Source organism: Stenotrophomonas lacuserhaii (genome assembly GCF_014836545.1).
Taxonomy (GTDB): domain Bacteria; phylum Pseudomonadota; class Gammaproteobacteria; order Xanthomonadales; family Xanthomonadaceae; genus Stenotrophomonas; species Stenotrophomonas lacuserhaii.
Window position 1 is genome coordinate 129,598 of sequence record NZ_JACSQS010000006.1, and the last position, 26,762, is coordinate 156,359.

The window sequence follows — 26,762 nt, forward strand, 5'->3', positions numbered from 1 at the left end:
GTCATCCGCCTCGGTGCCCGGCGCCAGAACCCCTTTCCCATCAGGAAAAGAGGATCGGGCGCCGGCAGTTGTCACGCCTACGCGGTGCTACTGCGGCAATGCGTAGGCCACCACGAAGTTGCCGCGTGGGGTGTGCATGAAGTGGTGGCCGGTTGCCGTGATCACCACGTATTCCCTGCCCCCTGCCTCGTAGACCATCGGCATCGCCTGGCCACCGGCCGGGAGCGGAGCAGACCAGACGGTTTTGCCGGTGGTGATGTCGATGGCACGGATAAGGTCATCGGTTGCCGCCGCAATGAAGACCAGGCCGGACTTTGTGACCACCGAGCCGCCGTTGTTCGGCGTGCCGATGACGATGGGCAGACCCGTGGGCAGGCCGAAGGGACCATTCTTGCGGGCCGTACCCAGCGGTCGATCCCACACGGTACGACCGTCGCGCACATCGATCGCGCGGATGCCACCGTACGGGGGCTCCTTGCACAGCATGCCGGTGAACTTCATCTGCCAGCCCGCATTGACATCCACGGCAACCGGCAGGCCTTCCTGCGGATCGCCTGCGCCTTCGCCGTGCGCCTTGTAGCCGGGATCGTTGATGATCTGCGGGGCCTTCCACCCAAGCTTGTCCGCCTCTGCACGGCTGACCAGCCGGGTGTAGTTGGGCATGTCGTTGTAATTGGCGATGATCAGGCCGCGTGCCGGATCAAGCGCCACGCCACCCCAGTCCGAGCCGCCGTTATAGCCGGGATAGTTGATGATCGGCTTGTCCACGCTGGGCGGTGTGTACTGCCCGCGATAATCCGCCTGGTGGTACTGGATGCGGCAGGCCAGCTGGTCCAGCGGGGTCAGGCCCCAGGTCTTCTCCGGCGTCATGTCTCCCTTGGCCAGGCTGTTGAACAGCGAGAACGGTTGCGTCTTTGAACGCGCCGCCGGCTCGAAGCCACCCTGCGGCACCGGTCGCTCTTCCACCGGGAACAGCGGCTTGCCGGTCTCGCGGTTCAACACGTAGACGTCGCCACTTTTGGTCGGGAAGATCACCGCCGGGATGCGCGTTCCGTCTGCCTGCGGATAGTCGAACAGGGTCGGCGGTGAACCCGGATCGTTGTCCCACACATCGGCGTGGGTGTTCTGGAAGGTCCAGCGCGGCTGCCCGGTTTCCACGTCGAGCGCGGTCAACGAGGGCGAGTATTTCAGTTCTTCCGGCGTGCGCTCGGAGGAATAATAGTCGCCCGATGCATTGGCGACCGGCAGGTACACAAGGCCCAGCTTGTTGTCGCCGGTGAAGGAGGTCCACACGTCCGGCGAGCCGCGCTTGTACACGTCCTCGCCAACGCGCGGCGCGGTATCCATCGGGGTTGCCGCATCCCATGCCCACTTCAGCTTACCGGTGCGCACATCGTAGGCCTTGGTGACGCCGGAAGGACCATAAGCGCGCTGCCCATCGATGGTGGTGTGCCCGACGATCAGCGTATCGCGCACCACCGCAGGCGCCGAGGTAATGGCCACGTAACCCTGGTACACCTCGCCCATGCCTTCGGTGAGCTTCACTTCGCCGTTGCTGCCGAAGGAATCGCAGCGCTTGCCGTCACGCGCGTCGAGTTCGATGATGCGCGCATCCAGCGTGCCGACGATGATGCGGGTTGCGCAGGTGGCACCCGCTGTCGCGGTGTCGGCGGCCGGTTCGGCGAAGTACGCCAGCGAACGACAGGCCGGGGTGTAGGGCACTGCCTTGGAGGTCACGCCGGGGTCGAAGGTCCATTTCGCTTTGCCCGTGGCAGCGTCCAATGCGGTCACCGTATTGAGGTAGCCGCATACGTACAGAGAATCGGCGATTTTCAGCGGCGTGTTCTGCACGCCCCAGCGCGAATCACTCGGCACCTCGCCGACTTCCGCGGTCCATGCCACCGCGAGATTCTTCACGTTTGCAGGCGTGATCTGGCTCGCCAGCGAATAGCGCATGGCAGCCTGGTTGCCCCCGTAGGCGGGCCAATCGGTGGACGGCAACGCACTGTCCGTGCCGGCCCCGGTGGCGGCCTCGAAGGCATTGCCTGCCACGGCGGGTACATTCTCTGCTTCGGTCACGCCCTGCGGTACGAAGGCCAGCCCGGTTGCGACCAGGAACGCGGCGACCAGCACACCGGTGACCGCCCCCGCCCTGCGCCGGGTCATGCGGGCATGCAGCGTAGGCAGCAGCAGCGAGAAGCCGATGGCAAGCACCAGCACCAACGCAAAGCGCGGCACCCAGGCCCAGTAGCGTGAACCGGCCTCCCAGACAGTCCACGCCAGTGTGAGCAGGAACAAGGCGCCGAACCAGAGCGAGGCCGATGGTCGTCGCCGCGCCAGTCCGATGGCACTGCCAAGGCTGAGCAGCCCGGCGATGGCGTAGTACCAGTTGCCGCCCAACGCGATGAGCCAGATGCCGCCGCCGACCATGCAAAGGCCGAACACGGCCAGGACCAGCGACAACAGCCACCGACCTGCGCGAACGAGGGGTTTTTCCGAGGAGTTCATTTCAGTTCCGGGAGAGAGGGGGACGCGAGCCTGGCGCCTGGATACCGGTGCAGGCGGGTCCCCGGGGGAGACCGGGTAAGCAGGCCGGGCGTCGCATCGGGCGCAGTGGGCCGCTTCGGGGGATGAAACGTTTTTTGCATAGCTATGCAAGACTACGCCCACAGAAGTGAAAACCAAATCATCAGACGGTGCATCCATGTGTCCTGCAGGCTCGACATCGAACGGAAAACGGCGATCGCAGGTCTCTTCCTGGTCCGTGGCACGGTTGGCCGGCGTTTCCCAGTCCACGGTCTCCCGGGTCTTCACGCCCGGGGCGTCCGTGTCCCTGGCGGTGCGGGAAAAGGTCCTGGCCGCTGCGGACCAGCTCAAGTACCGGCCCAACGCGTTGCCGGCGATCCTGCAGACAGGCCGCTCAGGCCTGGTCGCGGTGGTCATGGGCGGCTTCTACAATCCGGTTTACGCAGGGATTCTCCACGGCATCACCACCGCCCTGAAGGAACGTCGGCTGGAAGCGGTACTGGTCGATGCCGGCAGCGACGAGAACCTGGGGGATCGCGTCGATGACCTGTCGCGCTACCGGATCGATGGCGCCATCAGCGTACTGGCGGTGCGTTCGGCCAAGGTCGCCGACCGGCTCGATCAGCTCGGCATTCCGGTGGTGGCGGTGAACTCCCGCCAGTTCGGCACGCTAAGGGTGGTATCCACGTCGAACCGGGCCATCGGCCGGGACGCTGCGAACGCGCTGGTGGACAGGGGCTGCACGCAGCTGGCGTATCTGGCAGGGCGCGATAACCCATCACAGCGCGAACGCGAAAGCGGCTTCAGCAAGCGCGTTGTCGCCCGCGGACTGCCCACACCGCAGCGCGCCGTGGCCGGATTCACCTATGAAGAAGGTTACGCCGCAATGGTGCAACTGCTGGCATCCGGGGCGCGGCCCGACGGGCTGTTCTGCGTGAACGACCTGGTGGCCATCGGCGCACTGGACGCCATCAGGACCGTGCCCGGGTTGCGCGTGCCCGAGGACATCCAGGTCATTGGCTGCGATGACATTCCCATGGCGGCATGGCAGCAGAACCGCCTCACCACATTTGCCCAGGACATGACCCTGCTCGGCCGCCAGTGCGTGGAAATGCTGGGCAATGACCCGCCTGCCAGCAGCGTAAGCGTACCGTCCACGCTGGTGCTGCGTGCGACTACCCGGACGCTGCTGCAGACACCGCAACAGATGCAGCGCAAGGCGCCGGCAGCGCAGTGACGGTTCACGCGGCCGGGTGGCGATGGATGCCGCCGACCATGGTCGGCGCTACCGGGCTAGGTGGCAGGATGCGAAGACTTCCGCCGGAACCTGCGTGACATCCACTCCCCCAGATCATCCACCACCGTGAACGCGGCCGGGATCACGATCAGGCTGAGCAGCGTGGAGGTGATCAACCCACCGATCACCGCGATCGCCATCGGCGCGCGGAAGCTGGAGTCACCCGCAAAACCCAGCGCGATCGGCATCATGCCTGCGCCCATCGCCAGCGTGGTCATGATGATCGGCTGTGCACGCTTGCGGCAGGCATCCACCAGTGCATCGTGCTGGCTCATGCCGTGCTCGTCCTCGGCGATCACCGCGTAGTCCACCAGCAGGATCGAGTTCTTGGTGGCGATGCCGATCAGCATCAGCAGGCCGATCAACGCCGGCAGCGACAGCATGTTCTGGGTGATCAGCAGCGCACCGAACGCACCACCGGCGCAGAGCGGCACCGCCGCCAGGATGGTGACCGGCATCAGCGCATGGTTGAACAGCAGCAACAGCACCATGTAGATGCAGACCAGACCGGCCGCCATGGCCAGCATGAAGCCGATGAAAAGCTCCACGAACACTTCGGCATCGCCGGTGTTGAGGAAGCTCACGCCCGGCGGCAACTGCTTCACCCCAGGCAATGCCTGCACTTCAGCCATCACCTCGCCCAGCGGACGGCCGTTGAGTTCGGCGGTGAGGGTGACGTTGCGCTGGCGCTGGTAGCGCGAGATCTGCGACGGGCCACTGCCCTGCTGGATATCGGCCACGGCCGCCAGCGGCACCGGACCATCGCGCCCCGGTACGCGCAACTGGCTGATCAACGCCGGGTTGGCCAGCGTCGCTTCGGCGAAGCCCACGCGGATCGGCACCTGGCGGTCCGGCAGGTTGAGCTTGGCCAGGCGCTGTTCGTAGTCGCCGGCGGTGGCGATGCGTGCGGCTTCGGCGATGTCGGCCGTTGCCACGCCCAGATCGGCGGCGCGCGCCGAGTCCGGAACGATCTGCACTTCCGGCCGCAACAGCGAGGCGGTGGAGCTCACGCTGCCCAGTCCCTGGATGCCACGCAGGTCGCGCTCCAGCGCGGTGGAGGCCTCCTGCAGGCGTTGCGGATCATCACCGGACAGCACCAACTGAAGCAGGTTGCCCGGTTCGGAACTCACGTAGCTCACGCGCACGCCGGGCAGGTTGGCCAGCTTGTGCCGGGCCTCGCGTTCGAGTGCGCGCTGGTCGCGGTCACGGTCATCGGCCGATCCCCAGTCCAGCACCAGCGTCGCCTTGCGCGGCTCGCCCACGCCGGTGGCGCCGGGGTCGCCGAGATCCAGCACGCTGCCCACGGCGGTGTAGACCTGCTTGAGTTCCGGCATGTCGGTGAGCAGCGCGCGGGCACGTTCGGCCACCGCCACGGTGTCCTGCAGGCGCGTGCCGGGCGGCAGTTCCAGGTTGAGGTTGCTGCGGCCCAGGTCGGACTGCGGGATGAAGGTGGCCGGGATGAACGGCACCAGCCCCAGCGAGGCCACGAACAGACCGGTGGCCAACCACAGCGTCCGGCCACGGTGGCGCAGCGCTGCGTCCACCCAGCCCAGGTACCAGACCATCAGGCGCGAATCCGGCTTCTCTTCGCCATGGGGCTTGAGCAGGTAGGCGGCCATCATCGGGGTGAGCAGGCGCGCCACCAGCAGTGAGAACAGCACTGCGGTTGCCGCTGTCCAGCCGAACTCACGGAAGAACTTGCCGGCGATGCCGGGCATGAAGGCCACCGGCACGAATACCGCGGCCAGCGTCAGCGAGGTGGCGATGACCGCATTGCCGATCTCGCCGGCCGCTTCGCGCGCAGCTTCCAGTGGCGGCTTGCCCATGCGCAGGTGGCGCACGATATTCTCGATTTCCACGATGGCATCGTCGACCAGGATGCCAACCACCACCGACAACGCCAGCAGGGTGATGATGTTCAGCGTGAAGCCGAAGAAGTACATCACCGCGAACGTGGGAATGATCGACAACGGCAACGCCAGCGCAGCTACCCAGGTGGCACGCCAGTCGCGCAGGAACAGCCACACCACCAGCAGGGCCAGCAGCGCGCCCTCCCACAGCATCGTCATCGACGAATCGTAGGAGCGGTGGGTTTCGTCGATGGCGGTGGTGACCAGCCGGAAATCAATGCCGGGATGGTCCGCCTTGATCTTGTCCAGCGCGGCATGCACGCCGGCTTCCACCTTGACCTCGCTGGAGCCGCGCGTACGCGACATCGAAAACGCCACGACCTGCTTGCCATCAAGCAGCGCCGCTTCGGTCGGGTCGGCGGCCGCGTCGGTCACCGTGGCCAGCGTGGAAAGACGCACCGCGCGGCCATCCGGCAGCGCGATGGAATAGTCACGCAGCGCCTGCGCATCGCTTACCGTGCCCAGCGTGCGGATGGTCTGCTGGGCGCCTTCTATCTCGGCCTTGCCGCCCGCGCGCTCCACCTGGATGCGCGCCAGCTGCTGGGAGACATCGCCGGCGGTGATGCCCATGGCGATCAGCGCGTTGGGGTCCAGGTCCACGCGTACCTGGCGCTCCACGCCGCCCACCCGGGTGACCTGGGCCACGCCGGGTACACCGTACATGGCGCGCGCGATATCGCGGTCGACGAACCAGCTGGCTTCGTCGCTGCTCATGTGCGGTGCGACCAGCGCGTAGGTCATCAGCGAGCCGCCGATATCGACCTTGGAAATGACCGGTTCCTGGATGTCCTGCGGCAGGTCGGTGCGGATGCGCGTGACCGCATCGCGGGTGTCATCCAGTGCAGTGGCGAGGTCCGCTTCCAGCTGGAACTCGATGGTGGTGGTGCTGACGCCCTCGCTCACCGAGGACATCACGCGCTTGACGTTGTTGACGGTAGCGACCGAGTCTTCGACCTTGCGCGTGACCTCTGCTTCCAGTTGGCTCGGCGAGGCGCCGGGCTGGGTCACCGTCACGGTGGTCATCGGGAAGGCGATGTCCGGGAAACGCGCTACCGGCAACTGGTAGAAGCCCCAGAGTCCGGCCACGCACAGCACGAAGAAGATCAGCAGCGCGGGAAGCGGGCGCTTGATCGCCCAGGCGGAAAAATTCATTGCGCAGCCGCCTTCGCATCGCTGGCCTTCGGCGTGGTGACCACGCGCACGCGGTCGCCCTCACCCAGGAAGCCCGCGCCTTCCACCACCACCTGGTCGCCGGCCTTCAGGCCTTCCAGGATGGCGGTGCGGCCCTGCACGGCCTGCCCGGTGCTGACGCGGTGGCGGCTGGCCTGCTGCTTGTCGGTGACGGTGAACACGTAATTGTGGCCGTCGCGCTGCACGATCGCCGCAGTCGGGATGGTCAGCGCCTGCCCGTCACCGGTGACGATGCGGCCTTCCACGTAGACGCCGGGCTTGAGCGGCCCGGGCGTGGGCAGGTCCGCGTACAGGGTGCCGGTGCGGGTCTGCGCGTCCACGCCGGGGGTGACCGCGCGGATGCTGCCGGTGACCACCTGGCCTGCGTAACGCAGTTCGATGGTGTTGCCTACGGCGACGTCGGCCAGCTGGTTTTCCGGCAGTTCGGCGCGCCATTCCAGGCGACCATCGCGGATCAGGCGCAGCAGCTCGGTGCCGGCCGATACCACCTGGCCGGGCTGCACCAGCCGCTTGGAGATCAGGCCATCGGCCGGCGCGCGCAGGTCGGCGAAGTCACGCCGCAGCTTGGCTGCATCGCGCGCGGCACGGGCGGTGGCAGTCTGGGCTTCGGCATTGATGCGGTTGGCGCGCAGCTCGTCCAGGCTGCTGGCGCTGATCAACTGCTGGGCGGCCAGCTTGGCGCTGCGCTCGTAGTTCATCCGTGCCAGTTCCTGCGAAGCCTGCGCCTGCCGCAGCGAGGCATCGGCCTGCGCCAGTTCGCTGTCCAGCGTGCGATGGTCCAGCTGCAGTAGCACTTGGCCCTTCTTCACCCACTGGCCCACGTCCACCGGCAGCGCGGTGACACGCTGGCCGCTGATTTCCACGCCCAGCTGCATTTCCTCGTAGGCAGTGACCGGCCCGGACACCAGCACCGTGCGCGCCATCGCCTGCTGCTGCGCGGGCGCCAGCGATACCGGAAGCGCGGAGCTGTCGGCTGCGGTTTCATCGGCCGCTTCGTCCTTGCCGCCGCAGCCGGCGAGCAGGAAAACCAGCAGGATCAAAAAGGGTGCACGCATGTGTGGCTTTCCGTGTGGAGGCATCAGGTTCAAAAGGAATGCGGGAGTCAGGGGGTGCGGCCAAGCCGCAGTTCGATGCCGTCCAGCATCAGCGCCAGGCCCTGTTCAAAACGGGTATCGAAATCGACTTCGCGCCAGACCTCGCGCGCTTCCCAGCAATGCGGGAAACGCTGCTCGGCCAGCGCCATGAACGCCTCACCCAACGCTTCCATGCTGCCGTCGCCGGGCCAGGACTGTTCTTCGATGACATAGCCCATCGTGTAGTACACGATGTCCATCGCCGTGGTGGCGGCAAAGCAGGCCGATGCACCAGCGCCAACCAGTGCGGCGATGCTGGCCTCGCCCACGCGCAGCACGTTTTCGGTGGCCAGGAAGGTCCCGGCATACACCCGTGCGCCATCACGCCGCGCCTTGAACGCGACGCGGAACTCGCGTGCGATCTGCAGCAGGGTCTGGCGCCAGGACTGGCCATCGGGAACGGCCTGCGCCACGTCGGCGATCATCGCGTCGGCCATGGCATCAATCAGCGCCTGCTTGCTCTTGAAGTGCCAGTACAGCGACGGCGCACGGATGCCCAGCGAACAGGCCACCTTGCGCAGGGTGAGCCCCTCCAGGCCGGCCTCGTCGAGTATCCGGAAGGCCGCCCCGACGATCTGTTCACGGGCAATCGGTTGGCGCACGAAGTTTCTACCTAACGTTGTTAGGGGGCGAATCTAACAGTGTTAGGTTGGCCGCCGCAAGCGCCCCGGTGGGGTGACGCCCCGCCGTGGTGGGTGACGACCCGTTTCGGTGGGGTGACGACCTGCTTCGGTGGGTGACGACCGTTGGTCGTCACGCCTTTGCCCCTGCCTGAACCATCCGCCACTTGGACACCCTCGGTAAGTCGCCTGTAAGTCAGCCCCGGCAAGACTCGGCGCACTCTCCCCCGCGAAGCCCTTCCGATGCTCAAGTACGTAGTGTCCGTTCCCTTCCTGCTGCCGGCCGCGGCCCTCGCGCAGAACACCTCCAGCACCGGCGATCTGCTGGCCAAGGCGGAGAACGACCGCTGGTCGATCGGCGTGGCCGCCGCGGCCAGGCAGAGCCCGTATGCCGGCGAAGGCACCCGCGTGCGTCCGCTGCCGCTGGTGACCTTCGAAGGCGAGCGGATCTTCTGGCGCGGCGTGAGCGGCGGCGTGCACCTGTTCAAGGGCGAATCGTTCACCCTGGATGCCGTGCTGGCCGGCCGCTTCGACGGCGTCGACATCAAGGATCTGGGGCGCCGCGAGCTGGCCGACAACGGGGTCGATCGGACCCTGCTTGAGGACCGCGACGACGGCCTCGATGCGGGCCTGGCGGCCAGTTGGAGCAGCCGTGCCGGCGAGTTCAAGCTGAGCGCAGTGGCCGATGTCACCGATACCAGCGGCGGCTACGAAATCGCCGCCGACTATGCGTACGCCCTCACCTGGGGACGTACCACCCTCGTTCCGGGGGTCGGGGTGCGCTGGATGTCCGGCGACGTGGTCAAGTATTACCATGGCACGCTGGATGAAGAAGTCGCACGCGGTGTGGCACGCTACCAGCCGGGATCGGCGGTGGTACCGCAGATCAGCGTCGGCTTCTCGCGCCCGCTGGGCGACAAGTGGCGCCTGATGGGCGGGGTCGACTACAGATTCCTGCCGAATGAAATCACCGACAGCCCGCTGAGCGAGCCCGATACGGATGGCTCGGCTGGCCTGCGGATCGGCATCACCCGCAGTTTCTGACCTCCCGCCCCCCGGTATCGTCCTGCATGCCACCGCCCCCGCTCGCTGCCCTGCCCAACCGCATCGCCCTGATCGAAGACCATCCCCGCCTGGCCAGCCTGGTAGAGCGCGGGCTGGGCGCGGCGGGCATTGCGGTGGATGTCTACCCGGGGGTGGAAACAGCCTGGCATGCGCTTGCGCGGCACGGTTATGCGGCGGCGGTGATCGACCGCGGCCTGCCGGATGGCGATGGCCTGGACCTCGTACGCCGGATGCGTGCGGCCGGCAACCGAATTCCCTGCCTCATGCTGACGGCCCGCGATGGCCTGCACGATCGCGTCGATGGACTCGATGCCGGGGCCGATGATTATCTTCCCAAGCCCTTCGCCATTGAGGAGCTGACCGCACGCGTGCGTGCGCTGATGCGACGTCCATCGGAACTGCGCGAGCTGGATGTGTCCCACCAAGGCCTGTACGTGAAGGCTGCGGAAGGCTGCATGCGCTGCGGCGACGAGCAGATCAGCCTGGCCCCGGCGGAGCTGCAGATCATCCTCTCGCTGGTGCACGCCGCTGGCCAGGTGGTCCGCCGCAGCACGTTGGAAGCGGCCGCGTGGGGTGTTGGTGAAGCGGTGACCCCGAATGCGCTGGACGTGGCGCTGCACCGGCTGCGCCGCAAGCTGGCGGCCATTGAATCGGGCCTGTCGGTGGTGAACGTGCGCAACCTGGGCTTTGCGCTGCGGATAGCCGATGCTTCCGCGTAGCCTCAGCGCACGCCTGATGCTGGCCACGCTGTTGGCGCTGCTGGCCGCAGCGGCCGCCGCAGTTGCGGTCACCGCCTGGGTAAGGATGAGCACGCCGGAAGACGCCGTGCGCGAGGAACTGCTGGAAGAGGTCGATGAGGTGCAGGCAGGCCTTCGGCCGGATGCCACTGGCAGCCTGCACGTGGTGCTGCCGCCACAGGCCGGCAACGTATACGACGCCATGCCCCGTGATGCGGCCTACTGGATCACCGACGCGCAAGGCCGCACGGTCGCCAGCAGCCGCCCCAGTCCCGCGCTGGACGCATTGAAGCGCGTTGCTGCCGGCGCAACGCGGATGACCGTCCCCAACCCCGGGGGAGACATCGCGCTGCAGGTGATCCACGCCCGGATCGATCATGCCGGAACCTCCTACGTGGCAAACATCGCACGCAGCGACCGGCTGGTGATCACCCTGAAAAACCATGCAGACAAGCTGTACCTGCGTGCCGGCGCGGCGGTGGTCATCCTCGCCCTGCTGACCTTCGCGCTGGTAATCACCCTCACCGTCAACCGCATGCTGCGGCCGCTGCGGCAGGCCTCCCGCATGGCGGCGCGGGTCGGTCCACGCAACCTGGACGCACGCCTGCGCAGCGACGGGTTGCCCTCCGAAGTGGTGCCGTTGATCGATGCGTTCAACGCCGCGTTGGAACGCCTGCAACAGGGCTTCCGCGTGCAGCAGGACTTCCTTGCCGCCGCCGCCCACGAACTGAAAACCCCCCTCGCACTGCTGCAGGCCGGGATCGAACTCAGCGGCGCCCCCAACACACCGCTGCTGCTGCGTGACACCGAACAGATGGCGCGCCAGGTGCACCAGCTGCTGCACCTGGCCGAAGTCAGCGAGGGGCATAACTACACGTTCACGCCAATCCACCTGCGCGCGGTAGTCAGCGATACCGTGGACTATCTGTCACGGCTGTCCGCGCAGCACGCGGTGCATGTGGCGGTGCTGCCGGCCAGCGTGCCCTCGACTGCCGTGGAAGCCGATGCGTCGGCGGTGTTCGTGCTGGTCAAGAACCTGCTGGAGAACGCGCTGCACCATTCCCCGGCGGGCAGCACGATCACCATCGCACTTCAGCCGGATGGCTTCAGCGTGCGCGACCAGGGATGCGGCATCGCTGAGGCGGACCGTCCACACCTGTTCAAACGCTTCTGGCGCGGCACTGCACGGGACGGCCGCGGTGCCGGACTGGGCCTGTCCATCTGCCTGGAAATCTGCCTGTCGCATGGGTGGGCGATCAGGCTTGAGCCCGTCAGTGGCTCATCCGGCGCGTGTTTCGTGGTGGAAACCAACGGCGGAGTGGAATGATCAGCCGACCACTTCGCCATCTTCCTTGGTGAATGGCCTGGTGATCGGCGGCAGGATCTGCAACACCACGTCCGAAGGCCGGCACAATCGCGTTCCCATGTCAGTCTGCACGAAGGGGCGGTTGATCAGGATCGGATTGGCCAGCATCGCATCCAGCAAGTCGTCATCACTGAGGGTGGCGTCGTCCAGACCGAGCTCCAGGTAAGGCGTACCTTTCTGCCGGATGGCATCGCGCACGCCAAGGCCAGCAGCCGTGATCAGGTCAACCAGCCGGCTCCTGTCCGGCGGATCGGCGAGATACTCGATCACCTCAGGCTCAATGCCTGCATGACGGATCAGCGCAAGCGTATTGCGCGAGGTTCCGCAGCGGGGGTTGTGATAAATCACCGCGTTCATGCGTTTTCCTGTTCAGACGAAGACCCACGCCAGCATGCCACCGGCGGGCAGAAAACCCAGAATCACAAACACGCCCAGGCACCCCGAACCACCGCCACGTCCCTGGCCGGCATACGTATCGGGCTCACGTCGGGGCTGGGATTGCAGCCACTTCAGGTGACAGGGCGGGCAGAAGAACCGTGTTTTCCCACGACGCCATGCTTCGATGGTGCGATTGCTGTGTCGGCTGGCGGTGTTGCAACGTCCACATTTGAACACCATGTGCGGTGGCTTGCGCTTGGGCCAGAACGATCCCATCAGCCCCAGAATGACGACTGCGGCAGCGACGCCTGCAAGGATGGTTTCCGGGCTCACGAAGCGTCCTTTCTGTCAGCGGTTTGAACCACGGGTTTCGATGCGGGCCCTGCGATCCATCCCCCTGCACAGGGCGCGCCCGGGCTCACTATATTCAACCGAGGCGTAATTGGCAGCATCCCTGCGCTGGTGACCCCGGGCCCAGGTGTGACAAAGCGTCGCAGCAGGCAGGTAAACGGCCCTCTCACGCGCTGATCCCGCTGGCTTCCCCTAGAATCCAAGTCGTGCGCTCGCCCCTCTTCCACCGCTGGCTCCACGCCTGGGCATGCCTGGCCATGGCCCTGGTGATGGTGGCGCCGCTGATCAGCCGTTCGCTGGCGGAGCATCCCGCGCCAACGGCTGCCCTGGCGCCCGTGGAAGCTGCCGCGAACCCGCACATGGGCAGCGCACACGATATGCACCATGGCATGCAGCACGCCATGCATCACGACATGACGGCAGCGCAGCCGCCGTCGCACGCCGCTTCAAGCGAGTCCGTAGCGCCCGCCTCCGCCGATCCCCACGCCAAGCATGAGATGGGCGTGGAGTGCGACTACTGCCTCATGGCTGCGCGGATGATCAGCCTGCTGGTCGCGCTGCTGCTGTTGCTCACTGTCTGGCCCGCAGCCTTCGGCACGATCACGGCACGTCACCCGACCCGGCCCGCTCCTGCGCTGGGCACGCTGGGCGCCCGCGGTCCGCCGGCCATCGCCTGCTGATTCAGTCCCCGGCCTGCGGCTGCATGCTGCACGTCGAGTAATGACTGAATCCCCGACTTCCCTTCCACCGGGCTGACGCACCGGATCTTCTGCCTGTCCCGACCGCCCCCGGTCGCGGCATTTCGATGTTGTGGACCATGAAAAAACTTCAACCAAAGCAGCCGCTGCCAACGGCGATCCTGGCGGCACTGGCGTGCGCGGCCGCCTTACCTTCGGTGGCAGTCGCGCAGGATGGAACCGCACTGACGTTGGGCACCGTCCACGCCCGCGCGACGGCGCAGCGGGAGCTGCCGGCACGCCTGGTGTTCACTTCGGTGGACGTCATCGGCGGTGACCTGCTGCAGCGGCAGAAAGTCGACCACAGCTGGGAGCTGCTGATGAACGCCCCCGGCGTGCAGGTGACCCAGTTCAAGATGGGCACCGATGCCGGCCGCTTCTCCTTCCGGGGCTTCAACGGCGAAGGCCGCATCAACGCGGTCAAGCTGCTGATCGACGGTATTCCCAGCAATGACAATGCTGGTGGGATGCCCTACCTGGATGCGGTGTTCCCGCTGGACATCAGTGCACTGGAAATCGTCCGCGGCACCAACGATGCCCGCTATGGCCTGCATGCCATCGCCGGCGACGTGAACGTCCTGACCCGCCAGGGCGGCAACGATGGGCAGGCCAGCCTCACCGTCGGCAGCTTCGGTACCCGCGATATCCAGATCGCCAAGGGATTCGAAAAGGGCGCGTGGGCGCAGAACTATTTTGTCGGCTGGCGCGGCTCCGAGGGTGAGCGCGACCATGCCGAAGCCAACCAGCGCAGCTTCGCCGGCAAGTGGTTCTACAGCAACGAAGAAGACCAGTGGCGTGCGGGGCTGAGCACCCGCTATTACAAGAACACCGCGCTGGAAGCCGGCTACCTGAATTACGCCGAAGTGCAGGCCAATCCAACGCAATCCCCCGATTACGCGCGCGATGACCGAAGTGAGCGCCGGACCGTGCAGACCTCACTGCATGCCGATGGCCAGCTGGGCAACGGCTGGAGCTGGAATGCCAAGGCCTACCAGAATGACTACCGCAACCAGCGCTGGGTGACCTTCACCGCGGGCGGCGCACAGCAGGAGCGCTTCAACGACGAGACGCACCGCGGCGTGATCCTCAACACCACCTGGCGCCCTTCTACCTCGCTGGCGGAGCTGGTGCTGGATGCCGGCGTTGACGCGCAGTGGCAGGACAATCTTGCCGCCCGCTACCGCACCGTGGCACGCGAGCGCCAGAGCACCCTGCGTGACTGGAGCTTCGACCTCGACACGCAGGGCGCGTATGTGCAGGCCGTGGTCAAGCCGGTTGAAGCGCTCAAGATCGTACCGGCGTACCGGGTGGACCAGATCGACGGAGGGTTCCGCAACCGCACCGATGGCAGCCATGCACCCGCTTACCGCTATGGCCTCATCAAGCAGCCGAAGCTGAGCGCGTCCTACGACCTGGGCGCCCGCACCGTGGCATATGCAAACTGGGGTCGCACGTTCCAGATCGGCAGTGGCAACGGTGCTTACCGTATCCAGGCCAACAACGTGCTGCCCTCGCGCAATGAAGGCTGGGAAAGCGGGCTCAAGTGGACGCCGCTGCCGGGGCTGCAGACCCGCGTGGCGTACTGGGAGCAGCGCGCATCGGATGAAGTGGCCACCATCCTGGGCGTCAACGGCGCGATCGGTGCCAATGAAGTCGGCAATGTCGGCCAGACGCTGCGGCGCGGCTGGGATGCCCAGCTGAGCTGGCAGGCCAACGAGCAGTGGCGGGCCTGGGGCGCGTATTCGCGCCAGAAAGCGGTGATCACCGTGGCCGACCCGAGCGCGCCGCAGACGCGTGGCAGGCAGATCGAGAACGTGCCGAACTGGCTGGCCAGTGCCGGCGTGGAGTACGCGCCGCGGGTGGACTGGAGCTTCAGCGCATGGGGCAACGGGCAGGGCGATTACTTCGTGGAACGGAGCAATACGCTCGGCCGTCATGGCGGCTACGTGCTGATGAACCTGAGCGCGACCTACCACGTGGACAACCGTAACCGCGTGGCCCTGCAGCTGAAGAACGCGACCGACCGTTTCTATGTCTATGCCTGGTATGACAGCGGTTCCTCCGGTTACTCACCCGGTGATGGACGCGCGCTCTACCTGAGCTGGACACGGGATATCTGACATGCAGACCACGCCTGCCCGCAGCCCGACTGATCGCTGGCGCTTCCATCGTGCAGTGTGGCGGTGGCACTTCTATGCCGGCCTGTTCGTGCTGCCGTTCATCGCATGGCTGGCGGTGACCGGCGCGGCGTATCTGTACCAGAAACCGATCGACCGCTGGATCCACCACGATCTGAAAGTGGTGCAGCCCGCGCACGGCATGCCCACATCAGCGAGTGCCCAGATCGCCGCCGTTGAAGCCGTCGCAGCAGGACGAACGTTCCGTTACACCCTGCCCGAGCGCGTCGATGGGAGCGTGGAAATCGGCGTGCAGCAGGCCGATGGAGCGCGCGATGTGTACTACGTCGACCCCGGCACCGCGCGGGTGCTGGGCTCGCTGCCGGACAAGGGCACCTTCTCCGGCGTGGTGCGCAGGCTGCACAGCCTGGACCTGATCGGAAGCTGGGCCAGCGCGTTGATCGAAATCGCCGCAGGCTGGGCGATCCTGCTGGTGATCACCGGGGTTCTCCTGTGGTGGCCGCGCGGGCAGCGTGGCGGCGTCAGCAGCGTACGCGGGCGACCTGCCCAGCGCCTGTTCTGGCGTGACCTGCATGCGGTGACCGGCGTGTGGGTGGGTGCGGTGCTGCTGTTCCTGGCCCTGACCGGCATGCCGTGGTCGCTGCTCTGGGGCAAGCAGGTCAACGTCTGGGCAAACGGCCACGACGTTGGATACCCGGCTGGCGTGCGGGTGGACGTACCGATGTCCGACCAGCGCCTGGCCGATACCACCGCCACCAGCTGGTCGATGGAGCAGGCAAGGCTGCCGACCTCGCACGTCGCCCCTGCGCAGCACGCCGCGCCGCCACAGCAGCAGGCCCACGAGGGCCATGAAGGTCACGGCGGCAGGGTGTCCGGTGATCTCGCCCCGCAGCCCGGAGCCATCGGCATCGACGCCGCGCTGGAGCGCTTCAACGGGATCGGCATGGCACCCGGTTACAGTGTGGCGCTGCCGCGTGGCCCGATGGGGGTGTACTCCGCGTCGGTCTATCCGGAGCGGGTCAGCCTGCAACGCGTCGTGCACATGGACCAGTACAGTGGCCGCATCCTGCTGGACATGGACTACGCCGACTACGGCGCGCTTGGTCGGGGACTCGAATGGGGCATCAACGTGCACCTGGGCCAGCAATACGGCACCGTCAACCGGCTGTTGCTGCTGATGGCCTGCGCGGCAATCTTCCTGCTGTGCGTCAGCGGCGCGGTGATGTGGTGGAAACGCCGTCCCGCCGGTGGCATCGGCAGTCCTCCCCTGCCGCATGCGAAACGCACGGTCGCCATCGTGTTCGCGCTGCTGTGCATCGGCGGCATCCTGTTCCCGCTGATGGGACTGTCGCTGCTGGTCATCGGCGTGCTCGATTTCATCCTGACCCGCGGCTGGCGCAGCAGCTAGCGGCGAAACGCTGCTTCCTGCGCCCCGTCGTCGAAGCAGGAAATCAGCAGTTCGGTCAGCGCCCGCACCTTCAGCGAGGGGTGCGGGCCCGGCGGACGGATCACGTAGATACCGGCTGCCGGCGGCGGATAACGCGGCATCACCGGCACCAGCGTGCCAGCATCCAGGTACGGCTGGGTGAGTCCATCGGGCAGCCAGGCGATGCCCAGCCCCGCCACCGCCGCGGCAATCAGCGCAGTGCCGTTGTCGGCCTTGAAGCGCCCACGCGGATGCACGGTCACCACGGCATCGCCATCGCTGAACTGCCAGGCTTCGGTGCCCTGCATCAGCGCCTCATGCGCCAACACTTCGTCCGGCGTTTCCGGCGCGCCATGCGCCGCCACATACGCCGGACTGGCGACGAGCTTCCCGTACAGCGGTCCCACGCAGCGGGCGACCAGGTTGGAATCAGGCAGGTAACCCACGCGGATCGCGCAGTCGAATCCCTCCGCCACCAGGTCTGCGAAGCGGTCGCTGTAGGACGCGTGCACATGCAGTTGCGGATGGCGCCGCGCCATTTCGGCGAACACCGAAGCGAAGTGGGTCGGGCCAAACGTCAGCGGAGCGGCAACCCGCAGGCGACCGCGCAGGTCACCACTGGGCAGGATCGCATCGCGCGCCGCATCGATCTCCGCGCAGGCCTTCGCCGCATGATCGCGGAAGGTGGCACCGGCTTCGGTCAGCGCTGCGCCGCGCGTGGTGCGTGCCAGCAGCTGCACACCCAGCTCTGCCTCCAACCGGGCCAGCCGCCGGCTGACGATCGACTTGGACACATTCAACCGGCGCGCGGCAGGCGAAACACCCCCTGCGTTGGCCACTTCCACGAACGTGCGCAGTTCTTCGATATCCACCGTGACCTCCCGGATCCACTCGCCAGCCTGACACACGCCGGGCCCGTCCCGCGTTCCGCATTGTGCGACACAGCTTGGCAGGAAAGGGTTCTACCGCCCCGGACGGGGGGATGACAAGGTTCGGTTTCGCTGCACACCCCTCGGCAACAGGATGACTCCATGACCTTCCGCAACGGCCTTTCCTCGCTGCTCCGCCCTGAAGATTCCGTGCTGGTGCTCATCGACCACCAGCCCTACCAGCTGGCAAACCTCAACAGCCACGACCCGCATGCCGTGGTGAACAACGCGACGGCGCTGGCCAAGGCAGCCAAGGCCTTCAAGGTGCCCACCATCCTGACCAGCGTGATCGCCGATCGCGGCGGGCTGATCTTCCCGCACATCACCGATGTTTTCCCCGGCCAGGAGGTCATCGACCGCACCTTCATCAATACCTGGGAAGACCCGAAGGTGGTCGATGCGGTAAAGGCCACCGGCCGCAAGCAGCTGATCATCGCCGGCCTGTGGACCGAAATCTGCGTGGCGATGCCGGTAATCCAGGCGCTGGGCGAAGGCTGGGATGTCACCGTGATCACCGATGCCTCCGGCGCGGTTTCGGTGGAGGCCCACCACGTGGCGATCCAGCGCATGATCGCGGCCGGCGCCAACATGATGACCTGGATGGCATTGGCCGCCGAATGGCAGCGCGACTGGGCGCGCACCGAGCACGCCGCCGAACTGACCGAAGTGCTCAAGCAGCACGCCACCGGCAGCGGAATCGCCTACCTGTGGGAACAGCAGCTGCTCAACACGCCGGTGCCGCCGAGCGCGGGCTGATACTCCGCGATCCGATCCGGGAAACCGGTAGCGCCGAGCCATGCTCGGCGAGCGCGCGGCGCGGCGCAAAAAAAATGCCCGGCATGGCCGGGCATTCTGTGCAGAGCGTGACGACCAACGGTCGTCACCCACCGTGATTACTTGATCAGGCGCAGGGTGAACGGGTAGCGGTAGGCTTCGCCGTTGTTGGACTTCACTGCGGCGATGATGCAGAAGACCACGTTCAACACGCCGACCACCGGCATCAGCAGGGCGCCGATGAAGACGATCATCAGCACCACGCAGATCGCCATGGCGATGGCGATGGTGATCTGGAAGTTCAGCGCTTCCTTGGCCTGGTCGGTGACGAAGGCCTTGCTGGCGTCGTCCTTGTTGATCAGCCAGATCACCAGCGCGCCGATGAACCAGGTGAAGATGCCCAGCAGGTGCGCGGCCAGTGCCATGGTGCGCTGGTCGGCCGGGGCCGGCTCCACGCTGGACGGCGGCGGCGGCGGGGCGGTGACGTTGTCGAATTCGCTCACGGAAAACTCCTTTTAAGGTGTAGGGTCGGCGCGACCCACTCCCCGTGGGCCGTCGCAGCCCGGCAAGAGTACGCCAATAACGACGTCAGTCGTTACCGGCGACCGTCATTTTGCCGATCAGGAGCGAGCCGATGGCGATGTGCGAACGGACGTCCACGTCGCTGCCGATCGCCTCGATGGACTGGAACATGTCGCGCAGGTTGCCGGCGATGGTGATGCCGTCCACCGGGGACAGGATTTCGCCATTCTCCACGCGGAAGCCGCCGGCACCACGCGAGTAATCGCCGGTCACGCCGTTGACGCCCTGCCCCATCAGCTCGGTCACCAGCAGGCCGTTGCCCATCTGCCGGGCGATGGCATGCAGGTCCAGGCCCGGTGCGCTGGCGGCCACCTGCAGGTTGTGCACGCCACCGGCGTTGGCGGTGGTCTGCAAGCCCAGCTTGCGCGCCGAATAACTGCCTAGGATGTAGCGCTGCAGCACGCCATCGCGCACGATCGCCGAGGTCCGGGTCGCCACGCCGTCGCCATCGAAGGCGGCCGAGCGGCGGCCACGACGCAGGTGCGGCAGCTCGTCGATCTGCATCCAGGCCGGGAACAGGGAAGTGCCCAGGCTGTCCAGCAGGAAGCTGGACTGGCGGTACAGCGCGCCGCCCGAAATCGCCGACAGCAGGTGGCCGACCAGACTGCGCGCCACTTCCGGTGCGAACAGCACCGGCATGCTGCTGGTGGCCATCGAACGCGGCTGCAGCCGGGCGATGGTGCGCTCGGCGGCCTTGCGGCCCACCGCGGCCGGGTCTTCCAGGTCCTCGCGGGCCAGCGCGCTGGTATACCAGCCATCGCGCTGCATGCCGTCGCCCTGCCCGGCAATCAGCGCCACGCTGATTGAATGGTGAGTGCCACGCTCGCGGCCGAAGAAGCCGTGCGAGTTGGCATACACCGACAGGCTCTGCCCGGTCGATGCCGAGGCGCCATCGCTGTTGCTGATGCGCGCATCGCTGTCGCGGCCGGCCGCCTCACAGGCCAGCGCCAGGTCGATGGCCTGGTCGGCCTGCAGCGCCCATGGATGCCAGCTGTCCAGTTCAGGGAATTCGCGGGCCATCAGCTCGGCGTCGGCCAGCCCGGCGGCGGCATCGTCTTCGGTATGCCGGGCGATCGCGCAGGCCTGCTCCACCGTGGCCACCAGGCTGGACGGCTGCAGGTCGGCAGTGCTGGCGCTGCCCTTGCGCTTGCCGAAGTAGACGGTGACCGCGATCCCCCGGTCGGCGGTGGATTCCACCGTCTCCACCTCGCCCAGGCGCACGTTCACGTCCAGCCCGCGGTCCTCGCTGCAGGACACTTCAGCCTGGCTGGCGCCCAGCCGGCGGGCGTGGTCCAGCAGCTGCTGGGAGATATCGGCAAGCTGTTCCAGCCGGGCCTCGGTGCCAGCGGCAGCGGCCGCTTCAGGGGCGATGACGTTCAATGCTTTATCCTGTACAGGTTGGGCCCGGCACTGCGCCGGGCGACGTATTTACGAAAGTAGGAAAGACGATGCGCGGACGCGACGAAGAAACCGGTGAATTCCACGATAAAAGCCGCAAGCAGAAGCGCAACGAAGCGCTGGACGTGCTTGCGCTTGGCGAAAAGCTGGTTTCGCTGACTCCTGCGCAGCTGGCGCGCCTGCCGGTGCCGGAAGACCTGCTGCCGCACATCGCCGAATGCAAGCGGATCACTGCCCACATCGCGCACAAGCGGCAGCTGGCGTTCCTGGCCAAGCACATGCGCCGGGAAGAAGAGGCCACGCTGGATGCCATCCGCGAGGCGCTGGACGCCAACAGCGATACCGGCCGCCGCGAAGTGGCGATGATGCACCGGGCCGAAGACTGGCGCGAAAAGCTGATGAGCGACGGCGACGCCGCGCTGTCCAAGCTGCTGGACGAATACCCGCAGGCCGACCGCCAGGAGCTGCGCACGCTGGTGCGCAACGCCCAGGCCGAGAAAGCCAAGAACAAGCCGCCGCGCGCCTACCGGGAAATCTTCCAGGTGCTGCGTACGCTGATGCTGCCGGCCGCGCTGGGGCTGATCGTGGCCGACAGCGGCGAGGACGCCGAAGCCGTGGAAGAAGACGCGGACGACAGCCAGGACTGAGGCCTGCGCTGCCGGGAAAGCCGCCGAGCATGGCTCGGCGCTACCTGCTTGCGCTGCCGGGAAAGCCGCCGAGCATGGCTCGGCGCTACCGGGCAGGGATACCGCCGGGAAGCCCGCGGCGCTGCCGGGCAGGGGCACCGCTGGCATCACGCCTGGGTGCCACCCACGGTGAGTCCATCGATCAGCAGCGACGGCTGGCCCACACCGACCGGTACGCTCTGGCCGTCCTTGCCGCAGATGCCGACGCCCTGGTCCAGCGCCAGGTCGTTGCCGATCATGCGCACCTTCTGCATGGTCTCCGGGCCGTTGCCGATGATCGTGGCGCCCTTCACCGGCGCGGTGATTCGACCGTCTTCGATCAGATAGGCCTCGGTGGCCGAAAACACGTATTTGCCGCTGGTGATGTCGACCTGGCCGCCGCCGAAGTTCACCGCGTACAGGCCCTTCTTGACCGAGCGGATCATCTCTTCCGGGTCATGCTGCCCGGCGCGCATGTAGGTATTGGTCATGCGCGGCATGGTCAGGTGCGCGAACGATTCGCGGCGGCCGTTGCCGGTCGGTGCCATGCCCATCAGGCGCGCGTTGAGTGAATCCTGCATGTAGCCGACCAGGATGCCGTCTTCGATCAGCGTGGTGCACTGGGTGCGCTGACCCTCGTCATCGATGTTGAGCGAACCGCGCAGGCCTTCCAGCGTGCCGTCATCGACGATGGTCACCCCCGGCGAGGCCACCCGCTCGCCCAGGCGACCGGCATACACGCTGGTACCCTTGCGGTTGAAGTCGCCTTCCAGGCCATGGCCGACCGCTTCGTGCAGCAGCACGCCGGGCCAGCCCGGGCCGAGCACCACCGGCATCACGCCGGCCGGTGCGGGTACCGCCTCCAGGTTCACCAGGGCCTGCCGCAGCGCTTCGCGGGCGAAGGCTTCCGGACGGCCACTGGCAAACAGTTCGGTGTAGTCGTAGCGACCACCGCCACCGGAATAACCGGATTCACGACGGCCGTTCTGCTCCACGATCACCTGCACGTTCAAGCGCACAAGCGGGCGGATGTCCGCGCCCAGCACGCCGTCGCTGCGTGCAATCAGGATGGTGTCCACGCCGCCGGACAGGCTCACCATCACCTGCTTCACGCGCGGGTCGGCGGCACGCAGGTAGGCATCCAGGCGCTTGAGCACTTCCACCTTGGCTTCGTTGCCCATGCTGTCCACCGGATCCAGCGCCGGGTACAGCGCGCGCGCATCACCGCGCAGCAGGGACTTGCCGGTCTGCGCCCCACCCTCGCGCGAAATCGCGCGGGCCGAGTGCGCGGCGTTGGACAGCGCGTCGCGGTGGATTTCATCGGAATAGGCGAAGCCGGTCTTCTCACCGGAAATCGCGCGCACGCCGACGCCCTGTTCGATGGAATGCGCACCGTCCTTGACGATGCCATCTTCCACGCTCCAGCTTTCGCGGCGGGCGTGCTGGAAGTACAGGTCACCGAAGTCGATGCCCGGGCCCAGCAGGTGGCCGAAGGTGTTTTCCAGGGTGCCTGCATCCAGCCCGGCGGGCTGCAGCAGGCGGTCGGTCGCGAGGGTAAGGGCGTTATCGGTCATGAGCTTCAATCTGGGGGCAGAACGCGGCCATGGCAAGCCGCGTCATGCAGAGGGGAGTGCCGAGCGCTCAGCGCGCGGTCGGCTTGGGCGGCGGCGGCACGGACGCATCGCGCTCCACCACCTCCACTTTCGGCTCTTTCCAGGGGCCGGTGACACGGTAGGTCTTGGCCCCGATTTCGCCCAGCGGCTTGGACAGCACCGCATTGGTGGCCGCGCCGAGCGCGGCGCCCACCGGGCCGCCGGCCACTGCGCCCACCACCGTCAGCAGGTTACCCGAGCGCGGGTTGACGTCGATGGTCTGGTCGAACTGCTGCGCGCGCAGGTCGGTACGGCCGCGGATACGGATGTTGGCGGCCGGGCCTTCGATCATCACCTTGTCGGTGGTGGCCGATCCATCGGCGAAGGCCAGCGTGCCGGCGATCTGGTTGAACGCAAAGCCCTTGGAGAAGAAGTCGCGGAAGTCCAGCATCAGCCGGCGCGGCAGCTGGGTGATGCTCAGCAGGCCCAGCACGCGCCCCGCACCGGGCTCCAGTTCCAGCAGCTGGCCGTTGCGTGCATCGACCTTCATGCTCCCCTGCAGGTTGCCCAGCTGGAAGTCCGACGGCCCACCGGCCCAGCCGGCCTGCAGGTCGATGCTGCCCTGCCCGCCACGCAGCTGGCCACCGTAATCCAGGTCGCGCAGCAGGTCGCCGAGGTCTTCGCTGCGCACCTGCGCGGTGAGGTCGGTGCGTGCCGCAGGCCCCTTGCCCAACCAGCTGCCACGGACATCGATGGCCTGTTTCGGCGAACGGAAATCCAGTTGCTGCACGCGCAGACCGTTGGCAACGGGCTGGGTGCGCACCACCGCCTGGCCGAGGTTGATCTTGCCGAACTGCAGGTCGGCGATGTCCAGCGACAGCGGCGGAATGGCGGCTGGATCAGTGTCGTTGGCGCTGGCCTGGACGCGCGCCGCCATCACTTCACCATCGGGCATCACGATCGGCGCGCCATCGCGCGGACGCGGCTGCGCCGGGCCCGGCAGTGACTTCCAGTGAACGCGCTGCAGGGCGCCGCTGATGGTGGCGCCGCTGGCGTTGGGCACCTGCAGCTGGCCGGCCAGCGAGGGGCCGTCCAGGCGCACGTCCAGGTGCTGGGCGGTCGGCCGCAGCTGCAGGCGGGTCTGTTCGAACACCCCGCCGATCAGCAGCAGCTGGGCCACCTGCACATCCACCGAACGCAGCGGCATCGGGTCGCTGGGCGTGCCGTCGTCCTTGCCATCGCCGGCCGAACCACGCGCCAGGGAGATCCATTCGAGCGCATCCAGCGAGCCGCTTCGGCCATTGACCGCCAGCCCGCTGGCCGGCGGATCGCGGTCCACCCGGGCACTGCCCAGCGTGACCTGCACGCCGGTCTGGCCCTGGTGCGTGCGCGCGGCCAGTGCCAGGCGCTCGCCGAAGGCCACGTCGATGCGACCATCGCCCATCGGCAGCTGCGCCGCCACGCGGGTATCCAGCGCCTCGGCGGCCGGCTTGTCCAGTGGTGCCGGCAGGCTCAGCGTGGTGCCCACCAGGTTGGACTGCAGGTGCAGCCGCGCAGGCGGGGTCGGCGCCGCAGTGCCGCCGCCCGCTGACGGCGCCGCAGCCACCGCCTTGGGCATGTCCACGCCGATCTTCCAGTCCGAGCGGCCTTCGATGTAAGGCTTCAGCCAGGCCATTTCCGGGGCGCGGTCCAGCAGCGTGCCGGCGTCCAGGTTGGCATCCAGTTCCGATTCGAAGGCCAGCTGCGGATCGCGCACGAAGCCGCCCGCGCGCAGGCTCAACGTGCCCGGCGCGCCAAGGTGGCGCACGCTGAGGTTGTCGGCACCGAAGCCGCCACCGGCGTACTTCGCGCTGCCGCGCACGTCCTCGAAATCCAGCGCATAGCGCTTGTCGGACAGCTTTACGCCATCCAGCGCCACGCTGCCCTGCAGGTGCCCGGGCTGGCCGGGATGCAGCGGCTGAAGCAGGTCGAAATCCACATTCGCCGGGCCGCTGGCGCTGAGCGCATCCAGAGTGTCGCCGTACTGTCCGTGCAGCGGACTGCGCCGCAGCATGGCCAACAACCGGCTGGCTTCGCTGCGGCTCTGCGCACGCACGTACAGCGGGGTCTGGCCGAAGTCCTCGATCCCTGCTTCCATCGCATCCACGTTGACCCCGGCCAGGTCGCCGCGGCCCTTGAGCGAAAAGCCCGGACCGATGAAGGCGATGTCCGCATCCACCTGGGTCATGTCCGGCCAGGTCTTCTGGAAACGGATGGTGCCGTCCTCGATATGGCCGGTGGCCTCGAAGCGGCCGTTGTTGCGGTCGAACGGCCAGTCGTCCAGGTCACCGGTGACCAGCCCGATGCCGTTGCGCACGCGGCCGGACTGCAGCGCGGTATCCAGCCAAGCGCGCGCGTTGGCGCTCATCTTCGAACGGATCCAGAAGCGCTTGGCGGCGGTCATCGGCACATCGTCGATCTTCGCCGCCAGCTGCATCCACGGCCGCGTACCGTCGCCCTGGAACCACAACCCGCCGCGCACGTCGGCCGCGTAATCGGTGCCCTGCACGCGCAACGCCGGGGTGCCGATGCGCCAGCCACCGGCTTCGTCGTGCCAGCCCACCACTTCACCGGCCAGGCGCACGTCGTGACGCACGCCGAAGCCCTTCGGCCAGTCGAACTGCAGTTGCTGCTGCGGCTGCAGCTGCAGCGAAAAACCTTCGGCGTCGCCCTGGAAGCGGCCGCCTACGCCGGCCAGCCCTGGCCCGCCGTCCACGCTGGAAAACGCCAGTGTTTCCAGATCACCCTGCACCCACAGCGGCCCGTTGCGTTCGCCGCGAGCCTGCAGCGAACGCACGCGCACCTGCGGGTGGGCGCGGTACAGCCAGTCGCGCAGCCCGGCGTCGACCCGATCGGTCAGTGCCAGTGCGCGCAGCAGCACGTTGCCATCCACGTTGTCGGCGATCAGCGCCATGTGCTGCCCGGCACCGACCAGCAGGTCATCAAGCACCTGCTCGCGGCCGTCGGCACGCACCCGTAGCAACGGCGCCTGCGCGCGCCAGCCACCTTCGCTGTAACGCCATCGCGCGCGCATCTGCAGGCGCTCCACGTCCAGCGTCGGCCGCGCCACATGGGCCGTGGGCGCGCCGGCCAGGTGCAGCGCGGTCAGGTCCGAATCGGTGGTGACCATCACCGGGCGGAAGTCACGCAGGGCCACCCAGGCATTGAGTTCACCGCGGCCCTGCAGCACCTTCACGCCGGCACCGGAGAGCAGCGACGACCACGCCTGCAGGTCCACCGGATCCCCGCCCAACCAGGCCTCACCATTGCCATGGCGGCGGTCCACGTCCAGCACCGCCGAAAGCGGCAGCGCGTCTTCCCTGGCCCACGCCCGCACGCCCACGCGCAGGCGGTCACCGTTGACCCGCAGCCGCACGTCCAGCCGCGACAGGGTCGCCTGCAGCCCCAGCGAAGGCGCATCCACGGTCAAGCGACCGCGTTCGACCTGGAGTTCACCGAGCCGCCGCAGCGCCTCCAGCGGATCGCTACCCGGCCGGCTCGGCAGGCCGCGCACGCTCCAGCGCCCGTCGTCGGCTCGCTGCAGGGTGAGCGCCAGTCCGCGCAGGCGCAGTTCGGTCAACGAGCGCCCTGGCAGCAGGCCGGCGTACATCGCCACCTGCACTTCGGCCTGGCCCACGCGCAGGCCATCGCCGGCCCCGATGCGCAGGCCATCGAGCTGCAGGAGTGGGCCACGGCGGGTCCACTGCGCTTTCAGGTCATCGAAGCGCACCGGCTGGCCGGCACGTGCGGTCAACCAGGCGGCAATCTGTTCCGGGTGCCGCTCAGCCAGCGGAAGCAGCTGGCTGAAGGTACCCACCAGCAACGCCACCGCCACCAGGGCGATGGCGGACGCGTACAGGGCAAGACGGCGGATCCTTCGCAGTCGCAGGCGCGGCGGCGCGCTCATC

General features: G+C 67.3%; 20 protein-coding genes. 9 read left to right on the plus strand and 11 right to left on the minus strand.

Going from position 1 to position 26,762, the window contains the following annotated elements; genetic code table 11:
- Nucleotides 1-87: 87 nt before the first annotated feature.
- Nucleotides 88-2,508 (minus strand): membrane-bound PQQ-dependent dehydrogenase, glucose/quinate/shikimate family, encoded by a 2,421-nt coding sequence (locus H9654_RS08180; protein ID WP_191770399.1) that lies wholly within the window; start codon nt 2,506-2,508, stop codon nt 88-90.
- 196 nt (nt 2,509-2,704) lie between these two features.
- Here H9654_RS08180 and H9654_RS08185 point away from each other — a divergent pair, with 196 nt between their 5' ends.
- A complete protein-coding gene (locus tag H9654_RS08185) occupies nt 2,705-3,763 on the plus strand; it encodes a LacI family DNA-binding transcriptional regulator (RefSeq protein ID WP_225211939.1) in 1,059 nt (352 codons plus the stop codon).
- 56 nt (nt 3,764-3,819) lie between these two features.
- Here H9654_RS08185 and H9654_RS08190 read toward each other — a convergent pair whose 3' ends face one another.
- Genes H9654_RS08190 through H9654_RS08200 form a run of 3 tightly spaced genes read right to left on the minus strand, consistent with a single transcriptional unit; the run spans nt 3,820 to nt 8,659 of the window.
- Complete coding sequence (locus H9654_RS08190; RefSeq protein ID WP_191770402.1) at nt 3,820-6,885, minus strand: efflux RND transporter permease subunit; 3,066 nt, start codon at nt 6,883-6,885, stop codon at nt 3,820-3,822.
- Entirely contained in the window at nt 6,882-7,979 is a 1,098-nt protein-coding gene (locus H9654_RS08195) for an efflux RND transporter periplasmic adaptor subunit (RefSeq protein WP_191770404.1), read from the minus strand. The genes H9654_RS08190 and H9654_RS08195 overlap by 4 nt, the downstream gene beginning before the upstream one ends.
- A 47-nt stretch (nt 7,980-8,026) precedes the next feature.
- On the minus strand, nt 8,027-8,659 hold the full coding sequence (locus H9654_RS08200) for a TetR/AcrR family transcriptional regulator C-terminal domain-containing protein (RefSeq protein ID WP_191770406.1): 633 nt from the start codon (nt 8,657-8,659) through the stop codon (nt 8,027-8,029).
- A 261-nt stretch (nt 8,660-8,920) separates the two neighbouring features.
- On the opposite strand from H9654_RS08200, the gene H9654_RS08205 reads away from it, so the two are divergent.
- From H9654_RS08205 to H9654_RS08215, 3 genes are read left to right on the plus strand one after another with little or no spacing between them, the layout of a single operon-like run.
- On the plus strand, nt 8,921-9,721 hold the full coding sequence (locus H9654_RS08205) for a MipA/OmpV family protein (protein WP_182657122.1): 801 nt from the start codon (nt 8,921-8,923) through the stop codon (nt 9,719-9,721).
- 26 nt (nt 9,722-9,747) lie between these two features.
- Complete coding sequence (locus H9654_RS08210) at nt 9,748-10,461, plus strand: response regulator transcription factor (protein WP_182657121.1); 714 nt, start codon at nt 9,748-9,750, stop codon at nt 10,459-10,461.
- Nucleotides 10,448-11,806 carry a sensor histidine kinase gene (locus tag H9654_RS08215; protein WP_191770407.1) on the plus strand — a complete coding sequence of 453 codons (1,359 nt, stop codon included), beginning with the start codon at nt 10,448-10,450 and terminating at the stop codon, nt 11,804-11,806. Before H9654_RS08210 ends, H9654_RS08215 begins: the two co-directional genes overlap by 14 nt.
- On the opposite strand, the gene arsC is transcribed toward H9654_RS08215, so the two are convergent.
- The gene (gene arsC, locus H9654_RS08220; RefSeq protein ID WP_191770409.1) at nt 11,807-12,202 is read right to left on the minus strand and encodes an arsenate reductase (glutaredoxin); all 396 of its coding nucleotides are present in this window, start codon (nt 12,200-12,202) and stop codon (nt 11,807-11,809) included.
- A 12-nt stretch (nt 12,203-12,214) separates the two neighbouring features.
- A complete protein-coding gene (locus tag H9654_RS08225) occupies nt 12,215-12,556 on the minus strand; it encodes a hypothetical protein (protein ID WP_191770411.1) in 342 nt (113 codons plus the stop codon).
- Between the two features lie 224 nt (nt 12,557-12,780).
- On the opposite strand from H9654_RS08225, the gene H9654_RS08230 reads away from it, so the two are divergent.
- The 3 genes from H9654_RS08230 (at nt 12,781) to H9654_RS08240 (ending at nt 16,857) form a co-directional block, all read left to right on the plus strand.
- The gene (locus H9654_RS08230; RefSeq protein WP_318241123.1) at nt 12,781-13,254 is read left to right on the plus strand and encodes a hypothetical protein; all 474 of its coding nucleotides are present in this window, start codon (nt 12,781-12,783) and stop codon (nt 13,252-13,254) included.
- A 137-nt stretch (nt 13,255-13,391) separates the two neighbouring features.
- A complete protein-coding gene (locus tag H9654_RS08235; RefSeq protein WP_191770415.1) occupies nt 13,392-15,431 on the plus strand; it encodes a TonB-dependent receptor in 2,040 nt (679 codons plus the stop codon).
- Between the two features lies 1 nt (nt 15,432).
- Complete coding sequence (locus H9654_RS08240) at nt 15,433-16,857, plus strand: PepSY-associated TM helix domain-containing protein (protein ID WP_191770417.1); 1,425 nt, start codon at nt 15,433-15,435, stop codon at nt 16,855-16,857.
- On the opposite strand, the gene H9654_RS08245 is transcribed toward H9654_RS08240, so the two are convergent.
- Nucleotides 16,854-17,747 carry a LysR family transcriptional regulator gene (locus H9654_RS08245; RefSeq protein ID WP_101100409.1) on the minus strand — a complete coding sequence of 298 codons (894 nt, stop codon included), beginning with the start codon at nt 17,745-17,747 and terminating at the stop codon, nt 16,854-16,856. The genes H9654_RS08240 and H9654_RS08245 overlap by 4 nt on opposite strands.
- A 159-nt stretch (nt 17,748-17,906) precedes the next feature.
- Between H9654_RS08245 and H9654_RS08250 the strand changes: the two genes are divergently transcribed.
- A complete protein-coding gene (locus H9654_RS08250) occupies nt 17,907-18,560 on the plus strand; it encodes an isochorismatase family protein (protein ID WP_191770419.1) in 654 nt (217 codons plus the stop codon).
- A 137-nt stretch (nt 18,561-18,697) separates the two neighbouring features.
- Here the strand turns inward: H9654_RS08250 and H9654_RS08255 are convergent, their stop codons facing one another.
- Together H9654_RS08255 and pmbA are read right to left on the minus strand one after the other, a co-directional pair.
- Nucleotides 18,698-19,081 carry a DUF4870 domain-containing protein gene (locus tag H9654_RS08255; RefSeq protein ID WP_042612249.1) on the minus strand — a complete coding sequence of 128 codons (384 nt, stop codon included), beginning with the start codon at nt 19,079-19,081 and terminating at the stop codon, nt 18,698-18,700.
- Nucleotides 19,082-19,166: 85 nt separating this feature from the next.
- Entirely contained in the window at nt 19,167-20,540 is a 1,374-nt protein-coding gene (gene pmbA, locus H9654_RS08260) for a metalloprotease PmbA (RefSeq protein WP_191770421.1), read from the minus strand.
- A 68-nt stretch (nt 20,541-20,608) separates the two neighbouring features.
- On the opposite strand from pmbA, the gene yjgA reads away from it, so the two are divergent.
- The gene (yjgA, locus tag H9654_RS08265) at nt 20,609-21,205 is read left to right on the plus strand and encodes a ribosome biogenesis factor YjgA (RefSeq protein ID WP_191770423.1); all 597 of its coding nucleotides are present in this window, start codon (nt 20,609-20,611) and stop codon (nt 21,203-21,205) included.
- A gap of 146 nt (nt 21,206-21,351) precedes the next feature.
- Here the strand turns inward: yjgA and tldD are convergent, their stop codons facing one another.
- Together tldD and H9654_RS08275 are read right to left on the minus strand one after the other, a co-directional pair.
- A complete protein-coding gene (gene tldD / locus H9654_RS08270) occupies nt 21,352-22,797 on the minus strand; it encodes a metalloprotease TldD (protein ID WP_191770425.1) in 1,446 nt (481 codons plus the stop codon).
- A 67-nt stretch (nt 22,798-22,864) separates the two neighbouring features.
- Nucleotides 22,865-26,761 (minus strand): YhdP family protein, encoded by a 3,897-nt coding sequence (locus tag H9654_RS08275; RefSeq protein ID WP_191770427.1) that lies wholly within the window; start codon nt 26,759-26,761, stop codon nt 22,865-22,867.
- Between the last annotated feature and the right edge of the window lies 1 nt (nt 26,762).